23 protein-coding genes are annotated in these 21052 nt (G+C 68.7%); 13 read left to right on the forward strand and 10 right to left on the reverse strand.

Annotated features, from left to right (window positions below):
• Positions 1–49: 49 nt before the first annotated feature.
• A complete protein-coding gene (locus tag ACFORO_RS09225) occupies positions 50–1081 on the reverse strand; it encodes an esterase-like activity of phytase family protein (RefSeq protein ID WP_377867808.1) in 1032 nt (343 codons plus the stop codon).
• 222 nt (positions 1082–1303) lie between these two features.
• Complete coding sequence (locus ACFORO_RS09230; protein ID WP_037715481.1) at positions 1304–1501, reverse strand: hypothetical protein; 198 nt, start codon at positions 1499–1501, stop codon at positions 1304–1306.
• A gap of 182 nt (positions 1502–1683) precedes the next feature.
• Between ACFORO_RS09230 and ACFORO_RS09235 the strand changes: the two genes are divergently transcribed.
• Positions 1684–1986, forward strand: a complete 303-nt coding sequence (locus tag ACFORO_RS09235) for a transporter suffix domain-containing protein (protein WP_377867807.1) — start codon at positions 1684–1686, stop codon at positions 1984–1986.
• A complete protein-coding gene (locus tag ACFORO_RS09240) occupies positions 1983–2429 on the forward strand; it encodes a MarR family winged helix-turn-helix transcriptional regulator (RefSeq protein WP_354750892.1) in 447 nt (148 codons plus the stop codon). The genes ACFORO_RS09235 and ACFORO_RS09240 overlap by 4 nt, the downstream gene beginning before the upstream one ends.
• 25 nt (positions 2430–2454) lie before the next feature.
• Here ACFORO_RS09240 and ACFORO_RS09245 read toward each other — a convergent pair whose 3' ends face one another.
• From ACFORO_RS09245 to ACFORO_RS09260, 4 genes are all read right to left on the reverse strand, one after another.
• The gene (locus ACFORO_RS09245; protein ID WP_377867806.1) at positions 2455–2958 is read right to left on the reverse strand and encodes a GNAT family N-acetyltransferase; all 504 of its coding nucleotides are present in this window, start codon (positions 2956–2958) and stop codon (positions 2455–2457) included.
• 16 nt (positions 2959–2974) lie between these two features.
• Positions 2975–3730, reverse strand: coding sequence for an IclR family transcriptional regulator (locus tag ACFORO_RS09250; RefSeq protein ID WP_370934404.1), 756 nt, complete (start codon positions 3728–3730; stop codon positions 2975–2977).
• Positions 3731–3792: 62 nt separating this feature from the next.
• The gene (locus ACFORO_RS09255) at positions 3793–5244 is read right to left on the reverse strand and encodes a PH domain-containing protein (protein ID WP_354750904.1); all 1452 of its coding nucleotides are present in this window, start codon (positions 5242–5244) and stop codon (positions 3793–3795) included.
• A 74-nt stretch (positions 5245–5318) separates the two neighbouring features.
• A complete protein-coding gene (locus ACFORO_RS09260) occupies positions 5319–5873 on the reverse strand; it encodes a PH domain-containing protein (RefSeq protein ID WP_446681572.1) in 555 nt (184 codons plus the stop codon).
• A 131-nt stretch (positions 5874–6004) separates the two neighbouring features.
• Here ACFORO_RS09260 and ACFORO_RS09265 point away from each other — a divergent pair, with 131 nt between their 5' ends.
• Positions 6005–6919, forward strand: coding sequence for a proteasome assembly chaperone family protein (locus ACFORO_RS09265; protein WP_377867804.1), 915 nt, complete (start codon positions 6005–6007; stop codon positions 6917–6919).
• Positions 6920–7147: 228 nt separating this feature from the next.
• Here ACFORO_RS09265 and ACFORO_RS09270 read toward each other — a convergent pair whose 3' ends face one another.
• Positions 7148–7606 (reverse strand): MarR family winged helix-turn-helix transcriptional regulator, encoded by a 459-nt coding sequence (locus ACFORO_RS09270; protein ID WP_377867803.1) that lies wholly within the window; start codon positions 7604–7606, stop codon positions 7148–7150.
• 67 nt (positions 7607–7673) lie between these two features.
• Between ACFORO_RS09270 and ACFORO_RS09275 the strand changes: the two genes are divergently transcribed.
• A complete protein-coding gene (locus ACFORO_RS09275) occupies positions 7674–8093 on the forward strand; it encodes a PaaI family thioesterase (RefSeq protein ID WP_377867802.1) in 420 nt (139 codons plus the stop codon).
• 46 nt (positions 8094–8139) lie between these two features.
• Positions 8140–9009: a class I SAM-dependent methyltransferase gene (locus ACFORO_RS09280; RefSeq protein WP_377867801.1), complete on the forward strand. Its 870-nt coding sequence runs from the start codon at positions 8140–8142 to the stop codon at positions 9007–9009.
• On the opposite strand, the gene ACFORO_RS09285 is transcribed toward ACFORO_RS09280, so the two are convergent.
• Positions 8999–9937 carry an MCE family protein gene (locus ACFORO_RS09285; RefSeq protein ID WP_377867875.1) on the reverse strand — a complete coding sequence of 313 codons (939 nt, stop codon included), beginning with the start codon at positions 9935–9937 and terminating at the stop codon, positions 8999–9001. The genes ACFORO_RS09280 and ACFORO_RS09285 overlap by 11 nt on opposite strands.
• A gap of 311 nt (positions 9938–10248) precedes the next feature.
• On the opposite strand from ACFORO_RS09285, the gene ACFORO_RS09290 reads away from it, so the two are divergent.
• Together ACFORO_RS09290 and ACFORO_RS09295 are read left to right on the forward strand one after the other, a co-directional pair.
• Entirely contained in the window at positions 10249–10443 is a 195-nt protein-coding gene (locus ACFORO_RS09290) for a hypothetical protein (RefSeq protein ID WP_354750884.1), read from the forward strand.
• A 1367-nt stretch (positions 10444–11810) separates the two neighbouring features.
• Positions 11811–12266 (forward strand): hypothetical protein, encoded by a 456-nt coding sequence (locus ACFORO_RS09295; protein WP_354750673.1) that lies wholly within the window; start codon positions 11811–11813, stop codon positions 12264–12266.
• A gap of 9 nt (positions 12267–12275) precedes the next feature.
• On the opposite strand, the gene ACFORO_RS09300 is transcribed toward ACFORO_RS09295, so the two are convergent.
• Positions 12276–13328, reverse strand: a complete 1053-nt coding sequence (locus ACFORO_RS09300) for a reverse transcriptase family protein (RefSeq protein ID WP_377867800.1) — start codon at positions 13326–13328, stop codon at positions 12276–12278.
• A 228-nt stretch (positions 13329–13556) separates the two neighbouring features.
• On the opposite strand from ACFORO_RS09300, the gene ACFORO_RS09305 reads away from it, so the two are divergent.
• Together ACFORO_RS09305 and ACFORO_RS09310 are read left to right on the forward strand one after the other, a co-directional pair.
• A complete protein-coding gene (locus tag ACFORO_RS09305) occupies positions 13557–14021 on the forward strand; it encodes a MarR family winged helix-turn-helix transcriptional regulator (protein ID WP_354750671.1) in 465 nt (154 codons plus the stop codon).
• On the forward strand, positions 14018–15616 hold the full coding sequence (locus ACFORO_RS09310; RefSeq protein WP_377867799.1) for a chloride channel protein: 1599 nt from the start codon (positions 14018–14020) through the stop codon (positions 15614–15616). Before ACFORO_RS09305 ends, ACFORO_RS09310 begins: the two co-directional genes overlap by 4 nt.
• On the opposite strand, the gene ACFORO_RS09315 is transcribed toward ACFORO_RS09310, so the two are convergent.
• Positions 15606–16934, reverse strand: coding sequence for a class I adenylate-forming enzyme family protein (locus ACFORO_RS09315; protein WP_377867874.1), 1329 nt, complete (start codon positions 16932–16934; stop codon positions 15606–15608). The genes ACFORO_RS09310 and ACFORO_RS09315 overlap by 11 nt on opposite strands.
• 58 nt (positions 16935–16992) lie before the next feature.
• Between ACFORO_RS09315 and wzm the strand changes: the two genes are divergently transcribed.
• From wzm to ACFORO_RS09335, 4 genes are all read left to right on the forward strand, one after another.
• Positions 16993–17901, forward strand: a complete 909-nt coding sequence (gene wzm, locus ACFORO_RS09320; RefSeq protein WP_354750669.1) for a galactan export ABC transporter permease subunit Wzm/RfbD — start codon at positions 16993–16995, stop codon at positions 17899–17901.
• An 89-nt stretch (positions 17902–17990) separates the two neighbouring features.
• Positions 17991–19070: a glycoside hydrolase family 3 N-terminal domain-containing protein gene (locus tag ACFORO_RS09325; RefSeq protein WP_377867798.1), complete on the forward strand. Its 1080-nt coding sequence runs from the start codon at positions 17991–17993 to the stop codon at positions 19068–19070.
• Positions 19071–19986: 916 nt separating this feature from the next.
• Complete coding sequence (locus ACFORO_RS09330) at positions 19987–20289, forward strand: hypothetical protein (protein ID WP_377867797.1); 303 nt, start codon at positions 19987–19989, stop codon at positions 20287–20289.
• Between the two features lie 181 nt (positions 20290–20470).
• Complete coding sequence (locus ACFORO_RS09335; protein ID WP_377867796.1) at positions 20471–20980, forward strand: isochorismatase family protein; 510 nt, start codon at positions 20471–20473, stop codon at positions 20978–20980.
• Positions 20981–21052: the final 72 nt, after the last annotated feature.

Genomic DNA, 21052 nt, shown 5'->3' on the forward strand with positions numbered 1-21052 from the left:
CGGCGGCACCGAATTCCCGGTGCCGCCGCAGTCGTCTGTCTACATAGGACTACTTACAGGCGAGCGTTCCGGTGCGCAGCGCGTGGTTGTCGTCGTTGTCGTCGTCGGACCACACGACCTGCTTGCTCCCGTTCGCGCAGGTCGGCGAGATCGCGAAACCCTCGTTGTTGTAGTTCGACATCCCGGACGGGCGGTCGTACTGCGCGGTGACCGCGAACGCGCCCTTGGCGTTGACGTCGAGCGTGCTGGTGCGGCCCTTGCACGTGTTGTCGCATTCGGCCCACAGGTGGCCGGTCGACGGTTCGTACTCGAGGTCCATCACCGCCGGGAAGCCGCTGTCGATAGTGGCGACGCGGGTGTACTTGGTGCCGGACTGGTCGAGCGCGTACGCGTAGACCTTCCCGTTGGCCTCGAGCCCGACGAAGTACAGGCCGGTCCCGTGGTTCGGGTAGCTCGCCGGGTCGTAGGCGGCTTTCGTGTGCTCGTCCCGGAATTTGTGCGCGGTGAGCGCCGAGTCGGGCACCCAGGCGATGGCCTCGAGACCCTTGTTCGGCTCGACCGACGGCAGGTCCGAGGTGAGGTCCCACTCCCCGGTCGCGTTCAGCGACTTGCCCGACCCGGAGGTCGCGTACCGGAGCACGGCGGGCTTGCTCGTGTCGCCGTTGTCGTTGTCTCGCTCAGTCGAGGTGAAGACGCCGTCCGGGGTGAAGACGACCCCTTCGGCATCCGGGTCGCCGCTGCCGTCGGAGTAGTGCGTGGACTTGCCCTTGGCCCAGCCGTTGGCCGTGTCGGGCCGCCACTTGCCGCCGTCCTGGACGAGCCGGTACAGGGTGCTCGGGCCGTTCTTCACCGCCCACAGCACGGTGGGCGATTCGTACGACACGCCGCTGAGGTTGCTGCCGAAAACCCCGGAGTCGTCGGCGATGGCCACCTTCGACCCGCCGGGCCACGCCGTGGCTTTCGGGGTGGCCGCCGGCGCCGCGTGGGCCGCACCGGCCCCGACCGCGAGCGCGAGGACCGACAACGCGACGGTGACCCGGATTTTTCCACGCCGATGTGTTCCACGCTGGTGCGCAAGCAAGGAGCCGCTCCTTCTGTCCGTCTTGGCACGGGTGCAGGGCCGTGCCGAGGTGGTCGCTGCTGACAAGCGGCGGTCCCGCGTCGCGGGACTTACAGCAGTGGGTGATCGACAGTGGAGCACAAGGCGCGGCCAGTAGGCAACAAACAGCAGGTGAAGTTGTCCCGGTGATCGGCACGGCGGTCGCGCGCCGGGCCGATCACCGCGGGCGGCAACGGGAACCGGTCACCGCGCGACGGTCCGCCACACCGGCACGTTGACGACCGCCGCCGGCATGCCAGGAGCCCCGCTGTCCCCGGGAACGATCGTGAAGCGCCATTTGTCGACGCCGCCGCCCATGATTTCGGCATAGCGGCGCGCGCCGTCCGCGTTCGCGAAGCGGACCTGCTGACCACTGGCGAGGTGGGTGATCTTGACCGCCACACTGCCTCCTGGGATCGATCGAGGGGACGGGTTCTGCCTGGGTGCCGGCCCGCGGAGCTTCCCCCTCCGGGGCCGGCCCGACCAGTAGAACACGTGTTCGATTCGCGGGGCAATCCAGGTCCCCCTCCCGAGCGACCCCGGTTGGGCTTGCCGAAACTAGTTTAGATATCTAAACTAATTGCATGACGCAGACCCCGAACCTTCCGGCCCAGTCCAAGCCCAAGAAGCCGCTCAGGTTCAAGATCGGAGTCGCCTTCCTGGTGCTGTGCGGCCTGCTCTACCTGAGCATCGCGGTCACCCTCTTCCTGCCGCTGGACGGCGGAAGCAAGGCCGCCTTCGTCGGCGCCACCATCGTGGTCGCGGAAGCCTGCGGGCTCGTCGGGACCGCGGGCGTCGGCAAGGAGGTCGTCCGCAAGGTGAAGGCGCTGCTGGGCCTCAAAAAGCGCGGCCGTTCGCGGGGGAAGGAGAGCGTTCCGGGACAATGACCCTCGTGGCAGACGAGGAAACCCGGGCGCTGGCGGACCGGATCAACCAGCTGATCGTGGACATGTGGGCCGCCGTCGAACGGAAAGGCCCCCGCTACGACGAGTTCGAGTTGACCAATCAGCAGCACCTCATCCTCGGGCTGATCATCCGCGACCCGGACGTGACGCCGAAGCAGCTGGCCGAGAAAGTCGGCGTATCGAAGGGCGCGATCAGCCAGCACCTGGCCCGCCTGGAGCAGGACGGCTACCTCTCCCGGGAGAAAAGCCCCGCCGACGGGCGAGTGCAGGTGTTCCGGCTCCGCGACCACGGCGTCGCCTACCAGCGGGCCATGGAGCACTACGACCGCTACCTCGAGGACTCCTACGCCGCGAATCTCACCCCCGCGGAGATGGAACAGATCGCGGCCTCGCTGGAGAAACTGAAGCGGGCCTTCGAAAACTAGGCCGGGACGGCCAAGACCGCTTGTGCTACAAGGAAGGCCGCACCATCGCCACCCGGGGCCACCGGTCCAGCCCCCGCGCGATCTCCGTCCGCCGGATCTCCCGCAGCGCCGGGCCCTGCTCCTCGTCCGCCAGCACGCGGAACCCGAGCCGCTCGTAGTAGGGCGCGTTCCACGGCACGTCCGCGAACGTCGTCAGCGTCAGCCCGGCCAGCCCCCGCTCCGCTGCCCACGCGCCGACGGTCTCGATCAGCGCCCGTCCCAAGCCGCGGCGCGCGTGGCTCGGCAGCAGCGAAACCTGTTCCACGTGGCCGAAACCGTCGACTTCCTCGGCGAGCACGTACGCCGCGATCGTCCCGTCGTCGTCCCAGACCCAGCACCGGCCCGCCGACTGGAACACCGCGAGGTCCTCGACCGAAGGAGGTGCGTCGTCGGCGATCTCGGCCATGCCGACGGTCCGGAACGGTTCTCCGGCGGCACGTTCGAGGTCGGGCAGCACGGAAAGGTCGGCGGGAGCGGCGAGACGGATCACCGGCCCGATTTTACGGCTACACCGAGTATTCGGAAATCGCCTTTCCGATCTGCTCGGCGTAGCCGCGCAACGCCGTGATCGCCCGTTCGCGCTCCGTGTCGCCGACGCGCGTGGCCGGTCCGACGAGGCTCAGCACGCTCGGCCGGAGCCGGTCCGCGTCGACCGGCACCGAGCACGCCCACACGCCGTCCTCGATCTCGCCCCAGCTCTGCGCGTAACGGTTGGCCAGCGCGTGCTTGAGGGCGTCGCGCACCTCGGTGCCGCGTTCGTCGGCGATCCGGGCGGCCTGGCGTTCGCGTTCTCCGTCTGGCAGCAGGGCGAGCAGCATCTTCCCGGTCGCGCCGACGCCGAGCGGGATGGAATGCCCCGGCTGGAACGTGAACCGCATCGCGCGGTCGCATTCCACCCGGTCGCTGCACACCGCGAAATCGCCGAAGTGCTGGAACAGCAGGATCGTCTCGCCGAGTTCGCGCGCGGCTTCCTCCATCGTCGGCCGCGCGATCCGCGCCAGGTCGTTCGCGAGCCGGGCGGCGCGCGCGAGCGGCATCACGCGACTGGTGACGTGGTAGCGCCCGGACCGCGACTCTTCGAGCAACTGCAGTTCCTTCAGCAGTTGCACGTAGCGATAGGTGGTCGCGACCGGGCTGCCGATCACGCTGGCGAGTTCCGCCACACTGGCTTCCCAGCGCTGTTCAGTGAACGACAGCAGCAGCTGGAGCACTTTCCGGGAACTGTTGGCACCGGCCGTGCGGCGGAGCCCGGGTTCAGACATCCTGAAACCTCTTCGCGAGTTCACCGAATTCAGTCACGAACGCGTCGGTAAATTACCACAGTTCACGGTTTGTCCGGCACCGCGAGAAACGGTGTCAGCAATCCGGGCACGGCGGTGTCGGCGAGCGCGAGCCCGGCGCCCTGCTCGACGTCCAGCACGCGGTAATGCCCGCGTCCGGCGGCGATCGGCGCGGTGACGGTCACGAGCCCGGCCCGCCGCTGGAACAGCGACTGGTGCACGACGATCCCGGTCAGCCGGTCACGCCGGACCGCGACCGTCGCCCTGGACAGCGACCCGGAACGGGTCACCAGATACCGGCCGGTGATCGCGTGGCCGAGCGAGCGGTACCGGTCGAAGCCGACCAGGACGGCGAACGGCAGCAGCACGAGCGCGGCCTGCCACGGCCATTCCGGCAGCACATCGAGCCGGGCCAGCGCGAACAGCGCGGCCGACAGCGCCAGCACGGAGAAGACGGCGCGGGTGATCCGGCGAGTCAGCGCGCGCCGGGAATGCCGCGCGAGGGGGACATTCGCGAAGTCCTCGCCGAGCACCTCGCTGGCGATCTCCCGGGCCTTCGCGGCCGGAGCGGGCGGCAGCAGCAGGCCGCCGCCGCGGTCCGCGCCCTTGCCCTCGCGCAGTCCGGCCGCGACCGCGACGCACTTCGCGCCGCCGACCATCCGCAGCGGCAACGGTTCCTTGATCTCGACGCCGCGCAGCCGGTCTTCCTCGATCGACACCGACCGAGTCGTGACCAGCCCGCGCCGGATGTGCAGCGTGCCGCCCGGTTCGCGCGTCAGCCGAAAGTTCCAGAACGACAACACGTACCCGCCGACCGACAGCACCGACACCAGCAGGAACAGCCCGGCCGCCGCCAGCACCACGGTGAGCCACACCGGTTGTTCGAGCGCGCGGGCGGTGAGGTCGCGGACCGGCCCGAAACTCGTCGGATCGAAGTGCAGTTCGTGCGCGAAGTGGTAGACGGTGCCGAGAATCGCCGCGACCACGGCGAGTCCGGACAGCGTGAACGGGGCGAACCGCACCCAGCGCTTGTCGACCTCGGCGACGAGCGACTCCGGCGGTTGCGGCGCCTCGGATTCGGCCGGTTTCCGGTGCAGCAACAGGGTCCGCAGCCGCTGGGCTTCGGCGCGGGTGACCGCGTCGAGCACCAGCTGGTCCTTGCCCGGCCCTTTTCCGTGCTCGTGCCGTCCGGTGCCGATTCGTACTGCGGACAGCGAGAAAAGCCGATGTTTCGGTTCCGAAACCACGTCTACGGTACGGATTCGATCGCGCGGAATCGCGCGTTGCTTGCGCAGCAGCAATCCGGTGTGCCATTCGATCTGGGTCGCGGTGACGCGGTAGCGCGAGGTGAGGCAGTGCGAAATGCCGACGCCGATGGTCACCGCGGTGGCGGCGAGACCGATCCACTGCCAGTAATTTCCGTGGCCGAGCAACAGTGTGCCAACGAGTACCGGAAGCGACTTGACCAGGTCGAGAACCGGGCGGATCAACAACATCCGGCGGTCGAGACGATGCCAGGGCGCGTCGCCGGTGCCCTCGGCGGCGACCGGCGGGGACGGTGCCGTGGCGTTCACGTCGCGTCCCCGCGCGCGGCCTGGGTGGTGCGGGTCAGCTCGTCGGCGAGCGCGACCGCTACTTCGCGGTCGAGCCCGGAGATGCGCAACGGCCCGGCGGCCGACGCGGTCGTGACGGTGAGCCGGGCCAGCCCGAACAACTGCTCCAGCGGACCGCGTTCGACGTCCACCGTCTGGATCCGCGAGATCGGCGCGATCCGCCACTCCTGCTTCAGCCAGCCGGACTGGGTGTAGACCGCCTCGCCGGTGACTTCCCAGCGGTGCACGCGGTACCGCCACTGCGGCATGACCAGCAGGTGCAGCGGGGCCAGCACACAGGAGAGCACCAGCGTCACCGTGAGCCACGACGGCGGGTCGTCCGCGGTCGCGACCACCACCGCCTGCACGGCGAGCACGATCAGCCAGCCTGCCCCGGCCGACGCCGCCCAGTGGCCGATCGCCCGGCGGCTCACCCGGTGTTCGGGCGGGCGCAGCCGCAGTTGCAGCGTGGTGGATTCCTCGGTGTTCACCTGCTCAGGGTGCCCGACGGGACGCGTCGATGCCCACGACAAGTGTCACGATGCCCCGATCCGGGTGGTCGATGAGTGCGGGGCGTTACTATTTTCGCCGCGCGCGGGATGGATTCGCAGCCGGGCCGCGTTGTACCGCGTACGTCCGTGCAAGCGAGCAGCAGGAGGATCCGGTGGGACTCGATCCCGAGGAACTGTACGAGGTGGACTCGGACGTCCCCGACCTGGACGGAGCCGTGCTCCTGCACTTCTTCGAGGGCTTCATGGACGCGGGCTCGGCCGGGCAGCTGGTCACCGACCATCTCACCGGCGAGGTCGAGAACCGCGTCATCGCGCGCTTCGACGTCGACCGGCTCATCGACTACCGGTCGCGCCGCCCGACGATGGTCTACGCGGTCGACCACTGGGAGGAATACGAGGCCCCCGAACTGGTCGTGCGCCTGCTGCACGACGACGACGGGATCCCGTTCCTGCTGCTGTCCGGCCCGGAGCCGGACCGCGAATGGGAGCTGTTCGCCGCCGCCGTGCGGCAACTGGTGGAGCGCTGGGGCGTGCGGCTGACCGTGGGCTACCACGGGATCCCGATGGGAGCCCCGCACACGCGCCCGCTCGGCGTCACCGCGCACGCGACCCGCGAGCACCTGGTCGGCGAGCACCAGCCGCTGCCGAACCGCATGCAGGTCCCGGGCAGCATCGCCGCGCTGCTGGAGTACCGCTTCGGCGAATGGGGCCACGACGCGATGGGCTTCGCCGCGCACGTGCCGCATTACCTGGCGCAGTCGACCTACCCGGCCGCCGCGCTGACGATCCTCGACTCCGTCGGCAAGGCCACCGGCCTGCGCCTTCCCGACGGCGAACTGCGCACCGCGGCCGAGGTGGCCAAGGCGGAGATCGACCGCCAGGTCGCGGAATCCGACGAATCCGCCGACGTGGTGCGCGCGCTGGAGCGTCAGTACGACACGTTCACCGAAGCGTCCGGGCACAGCCTGCTCGCCGAATCGCAGGAACACATGCCGACGGCGGACGAGCTGGGCTCGCAGTTCGAGCGGTTCCTCGCGGAACAGGGCGGGGACGGCTCCGAACGCTGAGCCGAGAGGTAGGCAACGCCTGCGGATCGGACCGTCTGCCAGGCCCACCAGAGCCGGGCTGTCATGATCGCCACGCCGGACATAGTGCGGCCCGCACGTTGCCGGGAAGCAGCGGGGGCGGGTGTGGCGGGTGACATCTGGTGAAGCTAGCCGGTGCGCGGTCGGCCCCGGCACCCGGACGTGCCCCTAACGCTTCCGCCGCCGTCCGTGAGGGGAACCCTGACGGAATCAGAGTCCCTCAGGGTTCCCCTCACGGACAACTACAGCGGGACCCGGCCATCCCGCCAAATGCCGCAGCGCCTCGCTGGTCGGCCCGAACGCGTCCCCGAGCAGCGCGCGAAGTTCGCCGTTGAACGACTCGATCACCGGCCGCAGCCGGGCCAGCGTCGCGGTTCCCTCGGCGGTCAGGTCCAGCACCAACGCCCGGTGCTGCCGCGGATGCGGCTGCCGGACGATGAGCCCGGCGTCGATCAGCCGCCCGGTCATCGCGGTGATCGCGGATTCGCGCTGGCCCAGCTCAGCGGCCAGTTCCCGCTGGGTGAGCCCCGGTCGATCGTGCACCGCGAGCAGCGCGCCGAGCTGCGCGGTCGTCACGCCGCCCGCCGCGAGGCAACGCCGGTCGCCCTCGACGCGCAGCCGGTGCGCCGCGCTCTGCAACAGGAAGAAAAGACGTTCGTCGGCGGCCATGCGGGGATCTTGACAGCGTTCTCCCCTCGCCGCCATCCTCACTTCACTACTGAAGTGAGGACCGGAAATGGACTTGGGCTTCGCGCGCGCCGGACTCGCCGCGCAACCGTTCAGCGTCCTGCTCGGCGCGCGGGTCGAGGAATTCGGCGACGGCCGCGCGGTGCTGGAGCTGGACGTCCGCGACGACCTCCGGCAGCAGAACGGCTACCTCCACGGCGGCGTCCTCGCCTACGCCGCGGACAACGCGCTCACCTTCGCCGCCGGAACAGTGCTCGGCGCGCAGTTGCTCACGAGCGGCTTCTCCATCGACTACCTCGTTCCTGCCGACGGGGTGCGGCTGCGCGCGGAAGCGACGGTCGTCCAAGCGAGTCGTTCACGGGCCACCTGCCGCTGCGATCTGTACACAGTGGACAGAGAGGGGAAGTCGACGTTGTGTGCGGCCGCGCAGGGAGCCGCGGTGGTCCGGCGGCCGGCTACTCCCGGGTAAACCAGGCAGTTCGGGGCGGCGTCCGGTTGTCGGCTATCGTCCCGGAATGAACCAGGAAAGCCAAGATCGGCTGACGACAAGGACTTTGGGCCCTGCGCTGCGCCGGAAGGCCGGCCTGGTGCTGCGCCGGGCCGCGGCCCGGCTGCACGATCCGCACACCGATCAGCTCGCCGAACTGCGCGCGGAACTGGAGCGGACGCGCGAGGAACTGCGCTCCGAGGTAGTCCGGCAGGGGAATCGGCTGCTGGACCGCGTGGTCGAGTTCGAAATCCGCAGCCGTCGCGACATCGTGTACGCCGGCGACCAGGACGCGGCGCTGGAGAGCAACGTCTTCGCGCGCGAAAGCCTGATCGGGGCGCAGCATTTCGGCAGCCCCAAGGAAACGCTGCAGTACGCGCTTTCCCTCGCGCCCGCCGGCGGGATGGCGCTGGAGTTCGGCGTCGCGTCCGGCAACACGCTGCGCACCATCACCGCCGCACGCGAGGCGACCGAGGTGTACGGCTTCGATTCGTTCGACGGCCTTCCCGAGGCGTGGCTCAACGGCATGCCCGCCGGCGCCTTCGCCCGCGACGACCTGCCGGATGTGCCGGGAGCGGAACTGGTCGTCGGCCTGTTCTCCGACAGCCTGCCCGGATTCCTGGAGAAACACCCTGGCCCGGTCGATTTCCTGCACGTCGACGGCGATCTCTACAGCTCCGCGAAGACCGTGCTGGACAACGTCGGCCCGCGGCTGCGGGTCGGCAGCATCGTGCACTTCGACGAGTTCTTCAACTTCCCCGGCTGGAAACGGCACGAGTACCGGGCCTGGACCGAGCACGTCGAGAAGACCGGCGTCGAGTTCGCTTACGAGGCCTACACCTACAACGACAACCAGGTCACCGTGCGGATCACCGGCGGTCCCGGGCTCATGGACTGAAGCAGCCGTGCTCGTTGAGCGGTCCGATCGCGGGAAAGATCAGACCGCACAGGTAACCGTCGATCCACCGGCCGTTTCCGGTGAGATTCGCGGCGAACCGGACGAGCGGGGCCATTTTCCGGATTCCTTCGGCGAGTGACGCACGGTTTCGTTCGAGCAGCGCGGTGAGCCGGTCGAGCTGGGTGAGCACCGGGCCGAGTTCGCGGTCGTTGTCGGCGACGAGTCCCGACACCTCGATGCCCAGCTGACGCGCTCCGGCGAGCAGCGCCCGAATGGCCGACTCGCGTTTGCTCACCTCGTCCAGCAGCTGGTTGCCGTCGGTGAGAAGGCGGGTCAGCTGAGCGTCGCGGTCGGCGAGGGTGGCGGAAATCGTGCGTGCTTGCGTTAAAAGGTGAGCCAGTTTCGCGTCGCGGGTCGAAAGGGAGGCGGACAGCCGCGACAGCCCGGACAGCGTCGCGCGGACGTCGGCGGGCGTGTGCGCGAAAGTCTCGGAAATGGCCTGGAATCCGCGCGAGAGCTGGTCGGTGTCGATGGCGTCGACGGTCGTGGCCAGCTGCCGGAACGCCGGCAGGACGTCATACGGAACAGTGGTCCGGTCGCGCGGGATCGGCGTGTCCGGATCGAGCGACCCGGCCCCGACCGGGTCGAGCGCGAGATATTTCTGCCCGAGCACCGTTTTGATCCGGATCGCGGCCGATGTCCGGTCGCCCAGCCATGCGCCGGACACCCGGAACGACACCCGGACGGACGCACCGTCGAGTGAAACCTCAGACACCCGGCCGATTTTCACCCCCGCGATCCGGACATCGTTGCCGCTCGCGAGCCCCGCGGCTTCGCTGAACTCGGCGGCATACGCGGTGCCGTCGCCGATGATCGGCAGATCCGGTGCTCGCAGCGCGGTGAGGACGCCGAGAACGAGCACAGTCATCCCGACGAGAGCGGTGCGCACGGGGCGCCGGTCGGGATGCACAGCGTGGATAGTGGCTCGCCCAGCCGGGTGAGGCCACTCACGCCACCCGAATGGGCGCTTTTGCCTTGTGTCCACTTAGGACTGTCGACGCTTTCGCCCTGCGCACGCCCCCTTTTTTAATGCCGCACCGGCCGCTCCCGTTGTGTGCCATTCTGGCCTGACCGGCCGACGTGACCGGAGTCATCGGAACATCCGGTGCGGCTCGGCCGTTGAAGGGGTGTGCAGCGAGCGCGGAAACCCGCGCCGACGCCGATCGGGGAGGAGCCACCATGCGAGACCTGACCACCGGATTGCACCCGGCGCCAGACCTCGTGGACGACACGGACGCGGCCCGGCAGGAGGAACGCCGCCGCAAGGCAGCGCTGGCCGTCGCGTCCAGGGCCAAGGACGCGCGGGAATGCGCCCTGCTGCTGGACATGCTGGGGCTCCACGCTCCCGGCGGCAGCCGGACCGAGGTCGCCTGAAGCACTTCGGTTCCCGTCCGCGGCGCCCGGAGGCGTTCCGGGGTTTGTGCCGAGGCGTTTCGAGGTGCGTTGAGGAGTTTGGGGGACGAACACGCCGCGACTGGTGTGCGGGCCGGTCACGGGTTTTGCCAGCCAGCGCACCAGCCTGGCCCTGGGGAGGGCCGGGCTGACTGTGGCTGAACGATAACGAGCTGAACGGCTCGGCCGCGGGGCGGCCGGGCCATTTGGCATGTGGTGAGAAGTTTCGGCCCTCGGGGGCTGGGAAACCCGGCGGGGCAGCCTCGTGGACCGGAACCTGGCGGGCGGCGGCGTTGGTTCGGTGTGCGGTGAAGGAGTTTCGGCTCTGACGGGCGGCAAGTGCCCCTTGATGGGGTAGAAACGCTCGCAAGGTTGATGGGGATGCTGGGCCGCCCGGGTGATCGACTGGCTCATTGCGGACGGGCCCGGCCGATCATCGCCAGGTTCGAATAGTCACCGTCAGGTCCGGCCGGTCACCGTCAAGCCTGGCCGAGCCTGGCCGAGCCGGGTTGAGCCCGGCCGAGCCGGGTTGAGCCCGGCCGAGCACGGTCAGGTCCGGCCGAGCCGAGCACGGTAAAGCCGGGCCGAGCCGAGCCCGGTCGAGCCGGGCCAACCATCGCCAGGCCGATGCCGGTCTCCGCCTGCCCAGCCGATTCTGCGTCGTGATGCCGACCGTCCCGCAGCGGGGTTTTCTCAATAGCGCGGGTGTGTGTCGGGTTCGTGGTGGCGGTGCTGTTCAGGCGGATGCGGTGCACCGCCTGGCGAAGCGGGCTGCGCGCCCGCGAAAGTCCGTGAGGGGAACCCTGAGGGAATCAGAGTCCCTCAGGGTTCCCCTCACGGACCGCGCCGGGCGAGCCGCGCAACGCCCTCCCGATTGGGCCGAACGGGTGAAATCACCGCCGGAAATCAAACTCGAATACCGCCTCGCCCAAGGCGGCCGAAGCGCGAACCACCCGGAGACCCTCTCCGTTTGCGTGGAAAAACCCCTTGCCATGAAAGCGATTCGCGACCGCCACGCCCCTCCGCGCCCGGGCTGTCCACTGGGGCCGCTCGTCCCGTGATGCGGATTCCGCAATCACTCACCACATCCACGTCGGCAACCCAACCCAACCCCCGAAACCGTTACGGAAACCGACCCACCCCGAGAACCTCCGGCGACCTCGCCAAGATCCCCGATTATGAAGGAACAACAAAGAATTCCCGAGCTTGCGCGGTCGGGTACTGTCGATGCCCCTGGGTGATATTTTGCTCCGAACGGCCGAGTGTCGCCGACGTATCTGTCACTCTGGTGGAGCATCCTGTACCGGGAAGCGGCCTGGGTCGGGACCGGGCGCAGGGGAGGAAACGCTGTGCAGTACCTGCGGGAAGACGAATATCTCACTCGTCAGCAGCGAGCGCTGGCGGAAATGGTGCGCCGGGGACGGCGGAAGCGCAGTTTTCAGCTGGCGGAACATCTGGCGGCGGAGGGCGGGGTGCATCGGTCGGACGTCCTCGCCGTGACCGCGCTTTTCCTTGCCTGTCAGGCGTTTCGACGGGGTGACGCGGTAGCCGTGCAACGATTTTCGAGCGCGTTTCGCAGTTGTGAGCGAAGCAGTGTCGACCTTGCGCGGCAGCTCATGCGTTTGGAAGCGGGCCGGGAACAGGGGTGGCTTCCGCGGGCGCATTATGACGAGCTTTTTTCCTACGCTTGGCGAGAAAACCGGCCCGACATTCTGGTCAAAGCCTCGTTGATTCAGCCGAGGGATGTTCCGGCGGCCGGATGGTGGGCCGAGATGGAGCGGAATCTCAGCCAGTTATCGGTCTGAACCGCGCGTTCACGACCAGTCGATCCGGGCGAACAGCCCCCGCAATTTCGCGCCGCGAGTCTCGTTCGTGGCGCTGACCCACGCGATCCGGCCCAGCAGGTGCGCGCGGAAATCCGGATGCCCGGCGCGGTTCTGCGGCGTTGGGCCGGTCCGGACGCAGTTGTGCAGCACGGCCCGCAGCTCGTCGTACTCGGAGCGGGCGACGGCAGGCGCGGCGTTCACCACCAAGCCCGCGACGCGTTGTTGCCGGTAGGCCGGTTTCACTGACGTCTTGTCGTCGCGCAGGCGGAAGCCCTCGTCGGTCACGATCCGCCGGACGCCGGGCAGCAGGCGGTGCAACGGCAGGCTCGCGTCGCCGGAGAAGGCGAGGTCGTCGGCGTAGCGGGTGTAGTTCGCGCCCAGCACGGCGGCGAGGCCGGAGAGCCGCCGGTCCAAGCGATTGGTGACCGCGTTCGCTACCGACGGCGACGACGGAGCGCCTTGCGGGAGATGCGTGCCGGCGAGGTGGCTCAGCATTCTCGACCGCGCGGGCGCGGAACGCAGGACGTCGACCGGGGTGCGGGTGGTGAGGATTCCGGCGATCGCGGCGGCGACCGCTGGCGGATACCCGGCCAGATCGAGCAGCGACCGCACGCGGGACGCGGAGACCGTCGGGAAGAAGCCGGCCAGATCGAGCCGCACCACCAGGTCCTGTCCGGCATGCGGGCGGGCGCAGGTGTGAATCGAACGACCGCGACGGAAACCGTGCGCGGCCTCGTGGACCGGCAGCGCGTCGAGCACGTGTCTACGGACTCGGCGTTGCACCTCCGCCAGTCGGGGCTTCGGCCGTTCGATCAGCCGCGCGCCGCCGGTGGACGTCGGGATCCAGCGGTAGCTGTAGTGCCGCAGCACCGGCCGGGACCGCCGGTGCCAGCCGCGTTCGTCGGCGAACCACGCCAGTTCGCCGACGGTGAGGTCGAGGGCGGCGGCGCATTCGTCGAACGTCGTCCACCGGGCGACCGGCCAGCGCCACACCGGCATCGGTTCGAGGAGCGACGCGGAGGCGACTCGTTCTCCGTTCATCCGCGCTGTCTTGCACGCGGAGCGTGCCGCCGCTGCGCGGGGCGCTGTGGGTACGTGTCGTGCTGCTCCCCGGGGTTGCCCCGGAGTGGGTGGGTCTCCACCGGCTCACCTCCGCGTCGCTCAACGCCACCCTAGCCAAGATCACCGACAAAACGGGCAGCCGGGAGAAGGCCCCCGTGACCGAGCCCACCCTTGACCCAGAGCCTTGTCTATAGCAACTTTTGCACTATGCAAGGTTTGCCGGACGACGTGGCCGATCTCGAGCGGTTGACTCGCGTGCTCGTGGCCGTGGCCTGGGACAGCGCGCACGCTGCCCCGCGCGGCGTCACCTTCCCGCAGGTGCGGTTGCTCGTGGTGCTCGACAGCCTGGGACGCGTGCCGTGCTCGCGGCTCGCCGAGGCGATGGGCGTCAACGCCTCCTCGGTCACGCGGCTGGCCGACAAGCTCGAAGCGCACGGGTACGTCGTGCGCGGCGAGGACGAGCACCGCCGCACGGTGGTGACGATCGAGGTCACCGCTGCCGGGCACGAGGTCGCCGCGGGTGTTGTTGATCGACGCCATCGCGCGCTGTCCGAGCTGCTGGCGGAAGTGCCCGCCCAGCGGAGCCAGGCGGTCTCGACGGCGGTTCGCGACCTGGTCGCGGCGGCGGAATCGGCACCCGGCGTGCCCACGGCCGGGCCGGGCCGGCTGTGAAGATCCCGGCGCGGGCCGCGCACCTCGGCGACTTCGCGGTCAATCCGCGGATGCTGCTGATCACCGCGATCGCGCTGCCGGTGGGCGGTGCGGCGGCGGTGGCGGCGTTCGCGCTGCTCAAGCTCATCGGCTTGATCACCAACCTGGTCTTCTACCAACGCGTCGCCACGGATCTCGTCGCGCCGGGCGCGCAGCACCACCCGTGGTGGCTCGTGTTGCTCGCGCCGGTCGCCGGCGGGCTCGTGATCGGCCTAATGGCGCGCTACGGCTCGGAGAAGATCCGCGGCCACGGCATGCCGGAGGCGATCGAAGCGATCCTCACCGGCGGCAGCCGGGTGGCCCCGCGCGTCGCGGTGCTGAAGCCGGTTTCGGCGGCGGTCAGCATCGGCACCGGCGGCCCGTTCGGCGCCGAGGGGCCGATCATCATGACCGGCGGCGCGGTCGGTTCGATCCTCGCGCAGCTGCTGAAACTGTCCGCGGACGAACGCAAGACGCTGCTCGTCGCCGGTGCCGCGGGCGGGATGGCGGCGACGTTCAACGCACCGCTGGCGTCCGTCCTGCTGGCGGTCGAACTGCTGCTCTTCGAATGGCGGCCGCGCAGTCTCGTGCCGGTGGCTGCCGCGGTCTCGGTCGCGACGGTGTGCCGCGGTTTCCTGCTCGGCACCGGACCGGTTTTCGGGGTCCCGTTCACCGGGGCCAACCCCGGCCCGGCCGCGGACGGGCTCGCCCTCATCCCCGGCCTGACCGGCGGATTGCTGGCGATCGGCGCGACCGCGCTCGTCTACTTCGCCGAAGATCTTTTCGCGCGCCTGCCCGTGCACTGGATGTGGTGGCCCGCGATCGGCGGCCTTGTGATCGGCGTCGGCGGCCTGATCGAACCGCACGCGCTCGGCGTCGGCTACGACGTGATCGACACGCTGCTCACCGGGCACGCGACCGCGTCGCTGATCGTCGGAATCCTGGTCGTGAAGACGCTGATCTGGGCGCTGTCACTGGGATCCGGGACTTCTGGTGGCGTGCTGGCGCCGGTGTTCATGATCGGTGCCGCGCTGGGAGCCGCGGAAGGCGGCTTGCTTCCTCATGTCGCGCCCGGATTCTGGGCGACGTGCGGGCTGGCCGCGGTGGTCGGCGGCGTGATGCGGTCGCCGTTCACCGGCATTGTGTTCACTTTGGAGCTGACTCACGCGTGGAGCTATCTGCTGCCGCTCGTCGTCGCGTCATTCTCGGCGTACGCGCTTTCGGTGTTGCTGCTCAAGCGTTCTGTGCTCACGGAGAAGATCGCGCGCCGACGGCTGCACCTCACTCGCGAGTACACGACTGATCCACTTGAGACGTTCTTCGTGCATGAAGTGATGACGCACCAACCGGATGTCCAGATGTCGGCGGATGTCGTTGTATTCGCGGACGACACTCTGCGCGATGTCGCGAACGAGCTGGCGCTCGGGCACACGACGCAGGCGTTGGTGGTCGACCGGCATGATCCCTCGCGGGTGCTCGGCAAGGTGACGTTGGCGCAACTGCTGCACGCGCGCCGACGAGACCTGCACGAGGAACATCACCGGGAACGGCTGCTGGGCCCGTCGGTCAGCGCTTGAGTCGTTGTTTGTCCACTTTGCCCACTGGGGTCAGTGGCAACTCGTCGCGGAACTCCACCGTGGACGGTACGAAATGCTCGCCGCCGAGTTCTTCGCGGACCTGGTCGCGTAGTTCGTCAGCAGTGGTATTTTCGGCGATCACCACTGCGTGCAGAAGGGTTCCGTCCGGCCCGGCCGCCGGGACGACTGCGGCGGCTTTCACCTTGGGATGACCGAGGAGTGCATGCTCCACTGTGGTCGAAGAGACCTTCGTGCCGTGCTCGCCGGTGACGATGACGTCGTCGATCCGGTCCTCTAGATGGAGGTAGCCGTCGTCGTCGAAGCGGCCGAGGTCGCCGGTGCGCAGCCAGCCGTCGCCGATCGGCGGTTGTCCGTGGTAGCCGTCCATCATGGACAGTCCGCGCACGAGTACTTCACCGTTCTCGATCCGGGCTTCCATGCCCGGCACGATACGGCCGACGGAGCCGAGAAGTTCCGGCCGGGCGAGGACTTCGTCCGCGGAGATGCTGGCGATCATCGGCGCTTCGGTGAGCCCGTAACCCTGTCCGACGACCGGGCCGAACACCTTGAGTGCCTCGGCCAACCGGCGCGGCGGCAACGGTGCGGCCCCGAGGGAGAGCTGCTGCACGCTGGATACGTCCGTTGTGGACAGACTCGGATGATCGAGTACCGCGGCGAGCCGAGGCGGGGTAAGGGAAAGCGTCGTGATGCGATGACGCTCCACATCGGCCAGAAGCTTTTCGGCGTTGAACTCCCGATGCAGCACCACGGTGTTGCCGCAGCAGAGCGCGCCGAGGACGGCGGCATTGCCCGTCATGTGCGTGAGCGGCGCGGTCACGAGGGCGGTTTTGGTGCCGTCCGGCTGGAAGATGTGTGCCACGCCGTCGTAGATTCCGCTGTGCCGGATCAGTTTCGGAGTGCCGGTGGTGCCGCCGCTGGGGAAAACCGCCGTCACCCGGTCCGGCAGTGTGTCCGGAGTGGACGGACGTGCGGCGGCAAGAGTGTCGAGTTCGGTGTCAGTCAGCAAAGTCGCCCCGGTGGCAGCCAGCGTCGCCGCCCGCGCCGGACGGCTCGCGGACGCGGCGATCAGCACGACTTCCAGCCCTCGCGCCTGCGCGGCAAGCTGAGCGAGCACCACTTCCGGCCGGTTGGCGGCGTCGATCGCCACCATGCCGCGTATCCCGGCGAGGCCACTGTACAGCCGCGACAGCAGGTTTGACGCCGCCCGGTACGTCATCGTGGTGTCGTCGTGGTGGAACAGCACGGTGTCGCCGCCGTCGCGGAGTGCGGAAAGGACGCGGGACAGGAAAAAGCTCACGCGGCACACCGTAGTCGCGTGTTGGCCGAGGACGGCGATCGCGGCTAGATTCGCTGTCATGACCGCTCCGCCCGCGATCGACGCGGCATCGAAAAGCTGGCGCCGCGCCCTTGCCGACCTGCAGGCCGGACTGCGTGCCCGGGAACTGTGGGCGTTGCTCGCGTGGCAGGACATCAAGCAGCGCTACCGTCGTTCGTCGCTGGGGCCGTTGTGGATCACCGTCGGGATGGCGGTCACCGCGCTCGCGCTGGGCGTGGTGAACTCGGCGTTGTTCGGCACCTCGATTTCGACGTTGCTGCCGAGCATCACCACCGGGCTCATCCTGTGGAACTTCATGAACGGCTGCATCGTTGAGGGTTCGGAAACGTTCATCGCGAACGAAGGGATGATCAAACAGCTGCCCGCGCCGGTGTCGGTGTACGCGCTGCGCACGGTGTGGCGGCAGGCGTTGTACCTGGCGCACAACCTTGTCGTGTACGTAGCGGTGCTGGCGATTTTCTTCGGGAAGCTCTCGCAGCCGTACCGCTTGGTGGACAAGGCGGGCGCGCTCCTGCACCCCGGGCTCGGCTGGGGAATGCTGCTCGCGGTGCCCGCGCTGATGCTGGTGTTGCTGAACGGCGCGTGGGTGGTGCTGCTGTTCGGGGTCGTGTCCACGCGGTTCCGCGACATCCCGCCGGTGATCCAGAGCTTCATCACGATGCTCTTCTACGCGACGCCGATCATGTGGTCGATGGACCAGGTGCGCGCGATGAATCAGGGTTCGCACGAAGGTTTCGGTTCTGTCGCGGTGAATTTGCTGCAGCTCAACCCGGTGTACCACTTCGTCGAGCTCGTGCGCGCGCCTCTGGTCGGGCAACAGCAGAGCTGGACGCACTGGCTGGTCGCGGGCGTGGTGACCGTGGTCGGCTGGTCGCTGGCATTGCTGGTGCTGCGCAACTACCGGGCCCGGGTCGCCTACTGGGTTTGAGGTCCACTTAGGACTCCATTCGCCGGCTGAGCACGCCCGCCCTCCGGGGTTTAGCGTGGTACCACGACCCGCGCGCGAACGGAGGCCACATGAAGCGTCGGAAGGCATTGCTGGCTCTGGGCGTGACGGTGCTCGCGATGAGCACGGTCGCCGCCACTCCCGCCGAACTCACCCCGCGGCAACTGGCCGGACAGCGGGTGATCTACTCCTATCCCGGCCTGACCCCGCCCGACGCTCTGCTGCAACGAATCCGCGCCGGAGAAGCCGCGGGCGTGATCTTCTTCGGCGAGAACATCTCAAGCTCCCAGCAGATTACCGGTGTCGTACGACAATTACGGGACGCGAACGCGCAAAGCCCGGTACCTCGTCCATTGCTGCTGATGACCGACCAGGAAGGCGGCAAAGTCCGCCGCCTGCCCGGCGAGCCCGTCCTGTCTGCGAAACAGGTAGCCCAGTCCGCGAACCCGTCGGCCGCGGCCAAAGCCGCTGGCACCGGTGCTGGCCAGAACCTGGCCGGGGTGGGCATGAACGTGAACCTCGCGCCAGTTCTGGATGTCTACCGCCAACCGGGCAATTTCATCGACAAGTACGGCCGTTCCTACAGCCAGGATCCCCAGGTGGCCGGTGCGCTGGGCCGGGATTTCGTGACCGCCCAGCAGTCCACCGGAGTCGCCGCGACGGCCAAGCATTTCCCCGGCCTGGGCGCGGTCCCAGCCGGAAGCAACACGGACGTTGGCCCGGTAACGCTGAACGTGCCTTTGCCCGAGTTGCGCGCCAAAGACGAGGCTCCTTACCACCCGGTGGTCGATGCGGGAGCGAAGCTGGTGATGCTCTCGTGGGCCGTGTACCCGGCTCTGGACGCCTCCCGCCCCGCCGGACTCTCGCCGATGGCCGTGCAGGAACTCCGCAATGGCACGAAGTTCGCCGGGGTGACTGTGACGGACGCTTTGGAAGCTGGCGCGCTGAAGTCCTATGGCGGGCCGGGGAACCGCGCGGTGCTGGCGGCTAAGGCGGGGATGGATTTGATTCTGGCCTCCGCCCGGGATGTGAGCCAGGGGGATGAGGCCGCTTCATCGCTGGCCGCGGGATTGTCGGACGGGACCCTGCCGAGCGGTGAGTTCAGTGCGGCGGTGGATCGGGTGTCGGCGTTGCGGGATGGGGTGAAGTGAAGGCTCTGGTCGTGGGGGATGGGGTGAAGTGAGGGCTATGGCGGTGGGATTGCCGGTGCTTTGGTGAACTGGTTACTCCGGGCGGGTCTGGTGGTGAGGTCCGACTTCCCGCGTGGTGAGGTGGGTCTTTCGGCGTTTGGTCGCTAGGCGAGGCTTTGCTCGTCGCGGTGCTTCTTCGGGCAGGCCGGGCCGTGCGGTCAGCTTCTGCACGTCGTGCGTGTGGCACGCCCATGGGTGCGTCAGCTTGCGAGGCGATGTTCCGCTCACCGTGAAGCGAAGTTCCCTTCAGCGAGCGTGGTCGTGAGGCGATGCGGTGAGGTGCCGCTTTCGTCAGTGTGGGTGTCTGAGCGCGCTGCTGCCGGTGAGCCTCACCGCGGTGGGCTTCTACTTGCCGTGCGCCGAGATGCGCACTGCTGAACCTTGCGTTCTCTGCCGCGTGACGAGGGTCCTCGCGTTGCTGCTGTTCTCCCGCACCGAGCGAGAAGGTCCTTGGCCCCGCTCGCGGTGTGCTTCGCTGCGAGGTTCCTAGCGTTGCCCCTGGGCGTGCTTTGCCGCGCGGTTGCCAGTCCTGGATCCGCTCCCGATCCGCGCCGCCGCGAGATTCTGGGTACCGCATCCCGATGCGCCTCGCCGAACGGCACGGCTCCAGGCGTCGCTCCCGGTATGTCTCGCAGTCCAGCTCCGCGGTACCGCAGCCAGTCAGCGGTGTCCTTCCTTCGCGCTAAATGCGAATCTGGTCGTCGCGCAGCCCCGGCTAGCGACGTTGTAGCCGGGACCTGCACGGCACCCGACCCGCCGTCCGCGATTATCCAGCAAACAACCCCCCGTTCCGGTGACACCCGGCGGTGTGGACATCGCGCTGTCGGCGGGCCGAACGGGCACCCTTGCGTGCGACCCACCCACGACGGGAGGACGAATGCAAGCTTGGTGGCTTCTGGTGGCCGTCGCCGCAGTGTTCGTGGTGCTGGCCGTGGTGTTCCTGCGCCGCGCCGCCCGGCGTCGCTCCGCTGTTCCGCCGCCGAAGCCTCCGTCCGCCTCCCCGCCGGACGAGTCGACACGCCGCTGGGTCTCCCCGTCGGACGACGTGCCCCGCCGCGCCCGCCACCGACTCGACGAGGCACATCCCCTCGCGCGCTATCCGGTCGCCCGGCAGCGTCCGATGCCGCACCCACGACCGTCGACGCAGGAGGATTCCGGACAGGAACGGCGAGACTCGTAGCCCGGGGTCGCGACTAGTCGTCGCAGAAGATCGGCGTCGGCGGATGGCTGCCGAAGAACCGCTCCAGAAGCGCTGCCAGACACCTGCCCATCAGAGCATTGCCGGGGACTCGTCGTTGTTCATCCCTGTGGGCGAACTCCGAGCCCCGTTTTTTGTCGGTGCCCGCTGAGATGCTTCCGGCATGGTTCCCGTACTGCTTCTCATTGACGTCCAGAACAACATGCTTCTCCCTCCCACCCCAGTGCCCGACGCCGACCGAGTCGCCGCCGCGATCTCGCGTGTCCTGGAGCGGGCGAGAGCCGCGGGTGCCCAGGTGGTGCACATCCGGAACAACGGCACCGGCGACGACCCCGACGTGCCTGGTACCTCCGGCTGGGAACTGGTGCACGAGGTCCGCCCGGGGGAACACGTAGTCGACAAGCAGACACCCGACTCCTTCGCCGATACCCCGTTGGGTTCCCTGCTTCCGGAGTCAGCCCCGCTGGTCGTAGCCGGAATGCAGAGCGACTTCTGTGTCCGGGCCACCTCTTTGGCCGCCCTCAACCGCGGTCATGAGGTCACGCTGGTCCAAGACGCCCACGCCACCTACGACGACGAACTCCCCGCCGCGGAGGAGAGCGCCCGGGTGGACGAGGAGCTGTCCGCAGCAGGCGTGAAGCTGGTCGGAAGCGAGGAGGTGGTCTTCGCCTGATCCTGGTGTCGTCGAGTGCTCCTGGTGCTGTCGAGTCGACGGCGACTGCCGAGTCGATAGGCCTTCGCGAGG

This window comes from Amycolatopsis halotolerans (assembly GCF_042647905.1).
GTDB classification, from domain to species: Bacteria; Actinomycetota; Actinomycetes; order Mycobacteriales; family Pseudonocardiaceae; genus Amycolatopsis; species Amycolatopsis halotolerans.

What these genes read in the sequence shown, in the direction of transcription:
- ACFORO_RS09235 (WP_377867807.1), top strand. Translation starts at nt 1,684, where the DNA reads ATGACGCAGACCCCGAACCTTCCGGCCCAGTCCAAGCCCAAGAAGCCG.
- ACFORO_RS09240 (WP_354750892.1), top strand. Translation starts at nt 1,983, where the DNA reads ATGACCCTCGTGGCAGACGAGGAAACCCGGGCGCTGGCGGACCGGATC.
- ACFORO_RS09250 (WP_370934404.1), bottom strand. Translation starts at nt 3,730, where the DNA reads ATGTCTGAACCCGGGCTCCGCCGCACGGCCGGTGCCAACAGTTCCCGG.
- ACFORO_RS09255 (WP_354750904.1), bottom strand. Translation starts at nt 5,244, where the DNA reads ATGTTGTTGATCCGCCCGGTTCTCGACCTGGTCAAGTCGCTTCCGGTA.
- ACFORO_RS09270 (WP_377867803.1), bottom strand. Translation starts at nt 7,606, where the DNA reads ATGGCCGCCGACGAACGTCTTTTCTTCCTGTTGCAGAGCGCGGCGCAC.
- ACFORO_RS09275 (WP_377867802.1), top strand. Translation starts at nt 7,674, where the DNA reads ATGGACTTGGGCTTCGCGCGCGCCGGACTCGCCGCGCAACCGTTCAGC.
- ACFORO_RS09280 (WP_377867801.1), top strand. Translation starts at nt 8,140, where the DNA reads ATGAACCAGGAAAGCCAAGATCGGCTGACGACAAGGACTTTGGGCCCT.
- ACFORO_RS09285 (WP_377867875.1), bottom strand. Translation starts at nt 9,937, where the DNA reads ATGACTGTGCTCGTTCTCGGCGTCCTCACCGCGCTGCGAGCACCGGAT.
- ACFORO_RS09290 (WP_354750884.1), top strand. Translation starts at nt 10,249, where the DNA reads ATGCGAGACCTGACCACCGGATTGCACCCGGCGCCAGACCTCGTGGAC.
- ACFORO_RS09300 (WP_377867800.1), bottom strand. Translation starts at nt 13,328, where the DNA reads ATGAACGGAGAACGAGTCGCCTCCGCGTCGCTCCTCGAACCGATGCCG.
- ACFORO_RS09305 (WP_354750671.1), top strand. Translation starts at nt 13,557, where the DNA reads ATGCAAGGTTTGCCGGACGACGTGGCCGATCTCGAGCGGTTGACTCGC.
- wzm (WP_354750669.1), top strand. Translation starts at nt 16,993, where the DNA reads ATGACCGCTCCGCCCGCGATCGACGCGGCATCGAAAAGCTGGCGCCGC.
- ACFORO_RS09325 (WP_377867798.1), top strand. Translation starts at nt 17,991, where the DNA reads ATGAAGCGTCGGAAGGCATTGCTGGCTCTGGGCGTGACGGTGCTCGCG.
- ACFORO_RS09330 (WP_377867797.1), top strand. Translation starts at nt 19,987, where the DNA reads ATGCAAGCTTGGTGGCTTCTGGTGGCCGTCGCCGCAGTGTTCGTGGTG.
- ACFORO_RS09335 (WP_377867796.1), top strand. Translation starts at nt 20,471, where the DNA reads ATGGTTCCCGTACTGCTTCTCATTGACGTCCAGAACAACATGCTTCTC.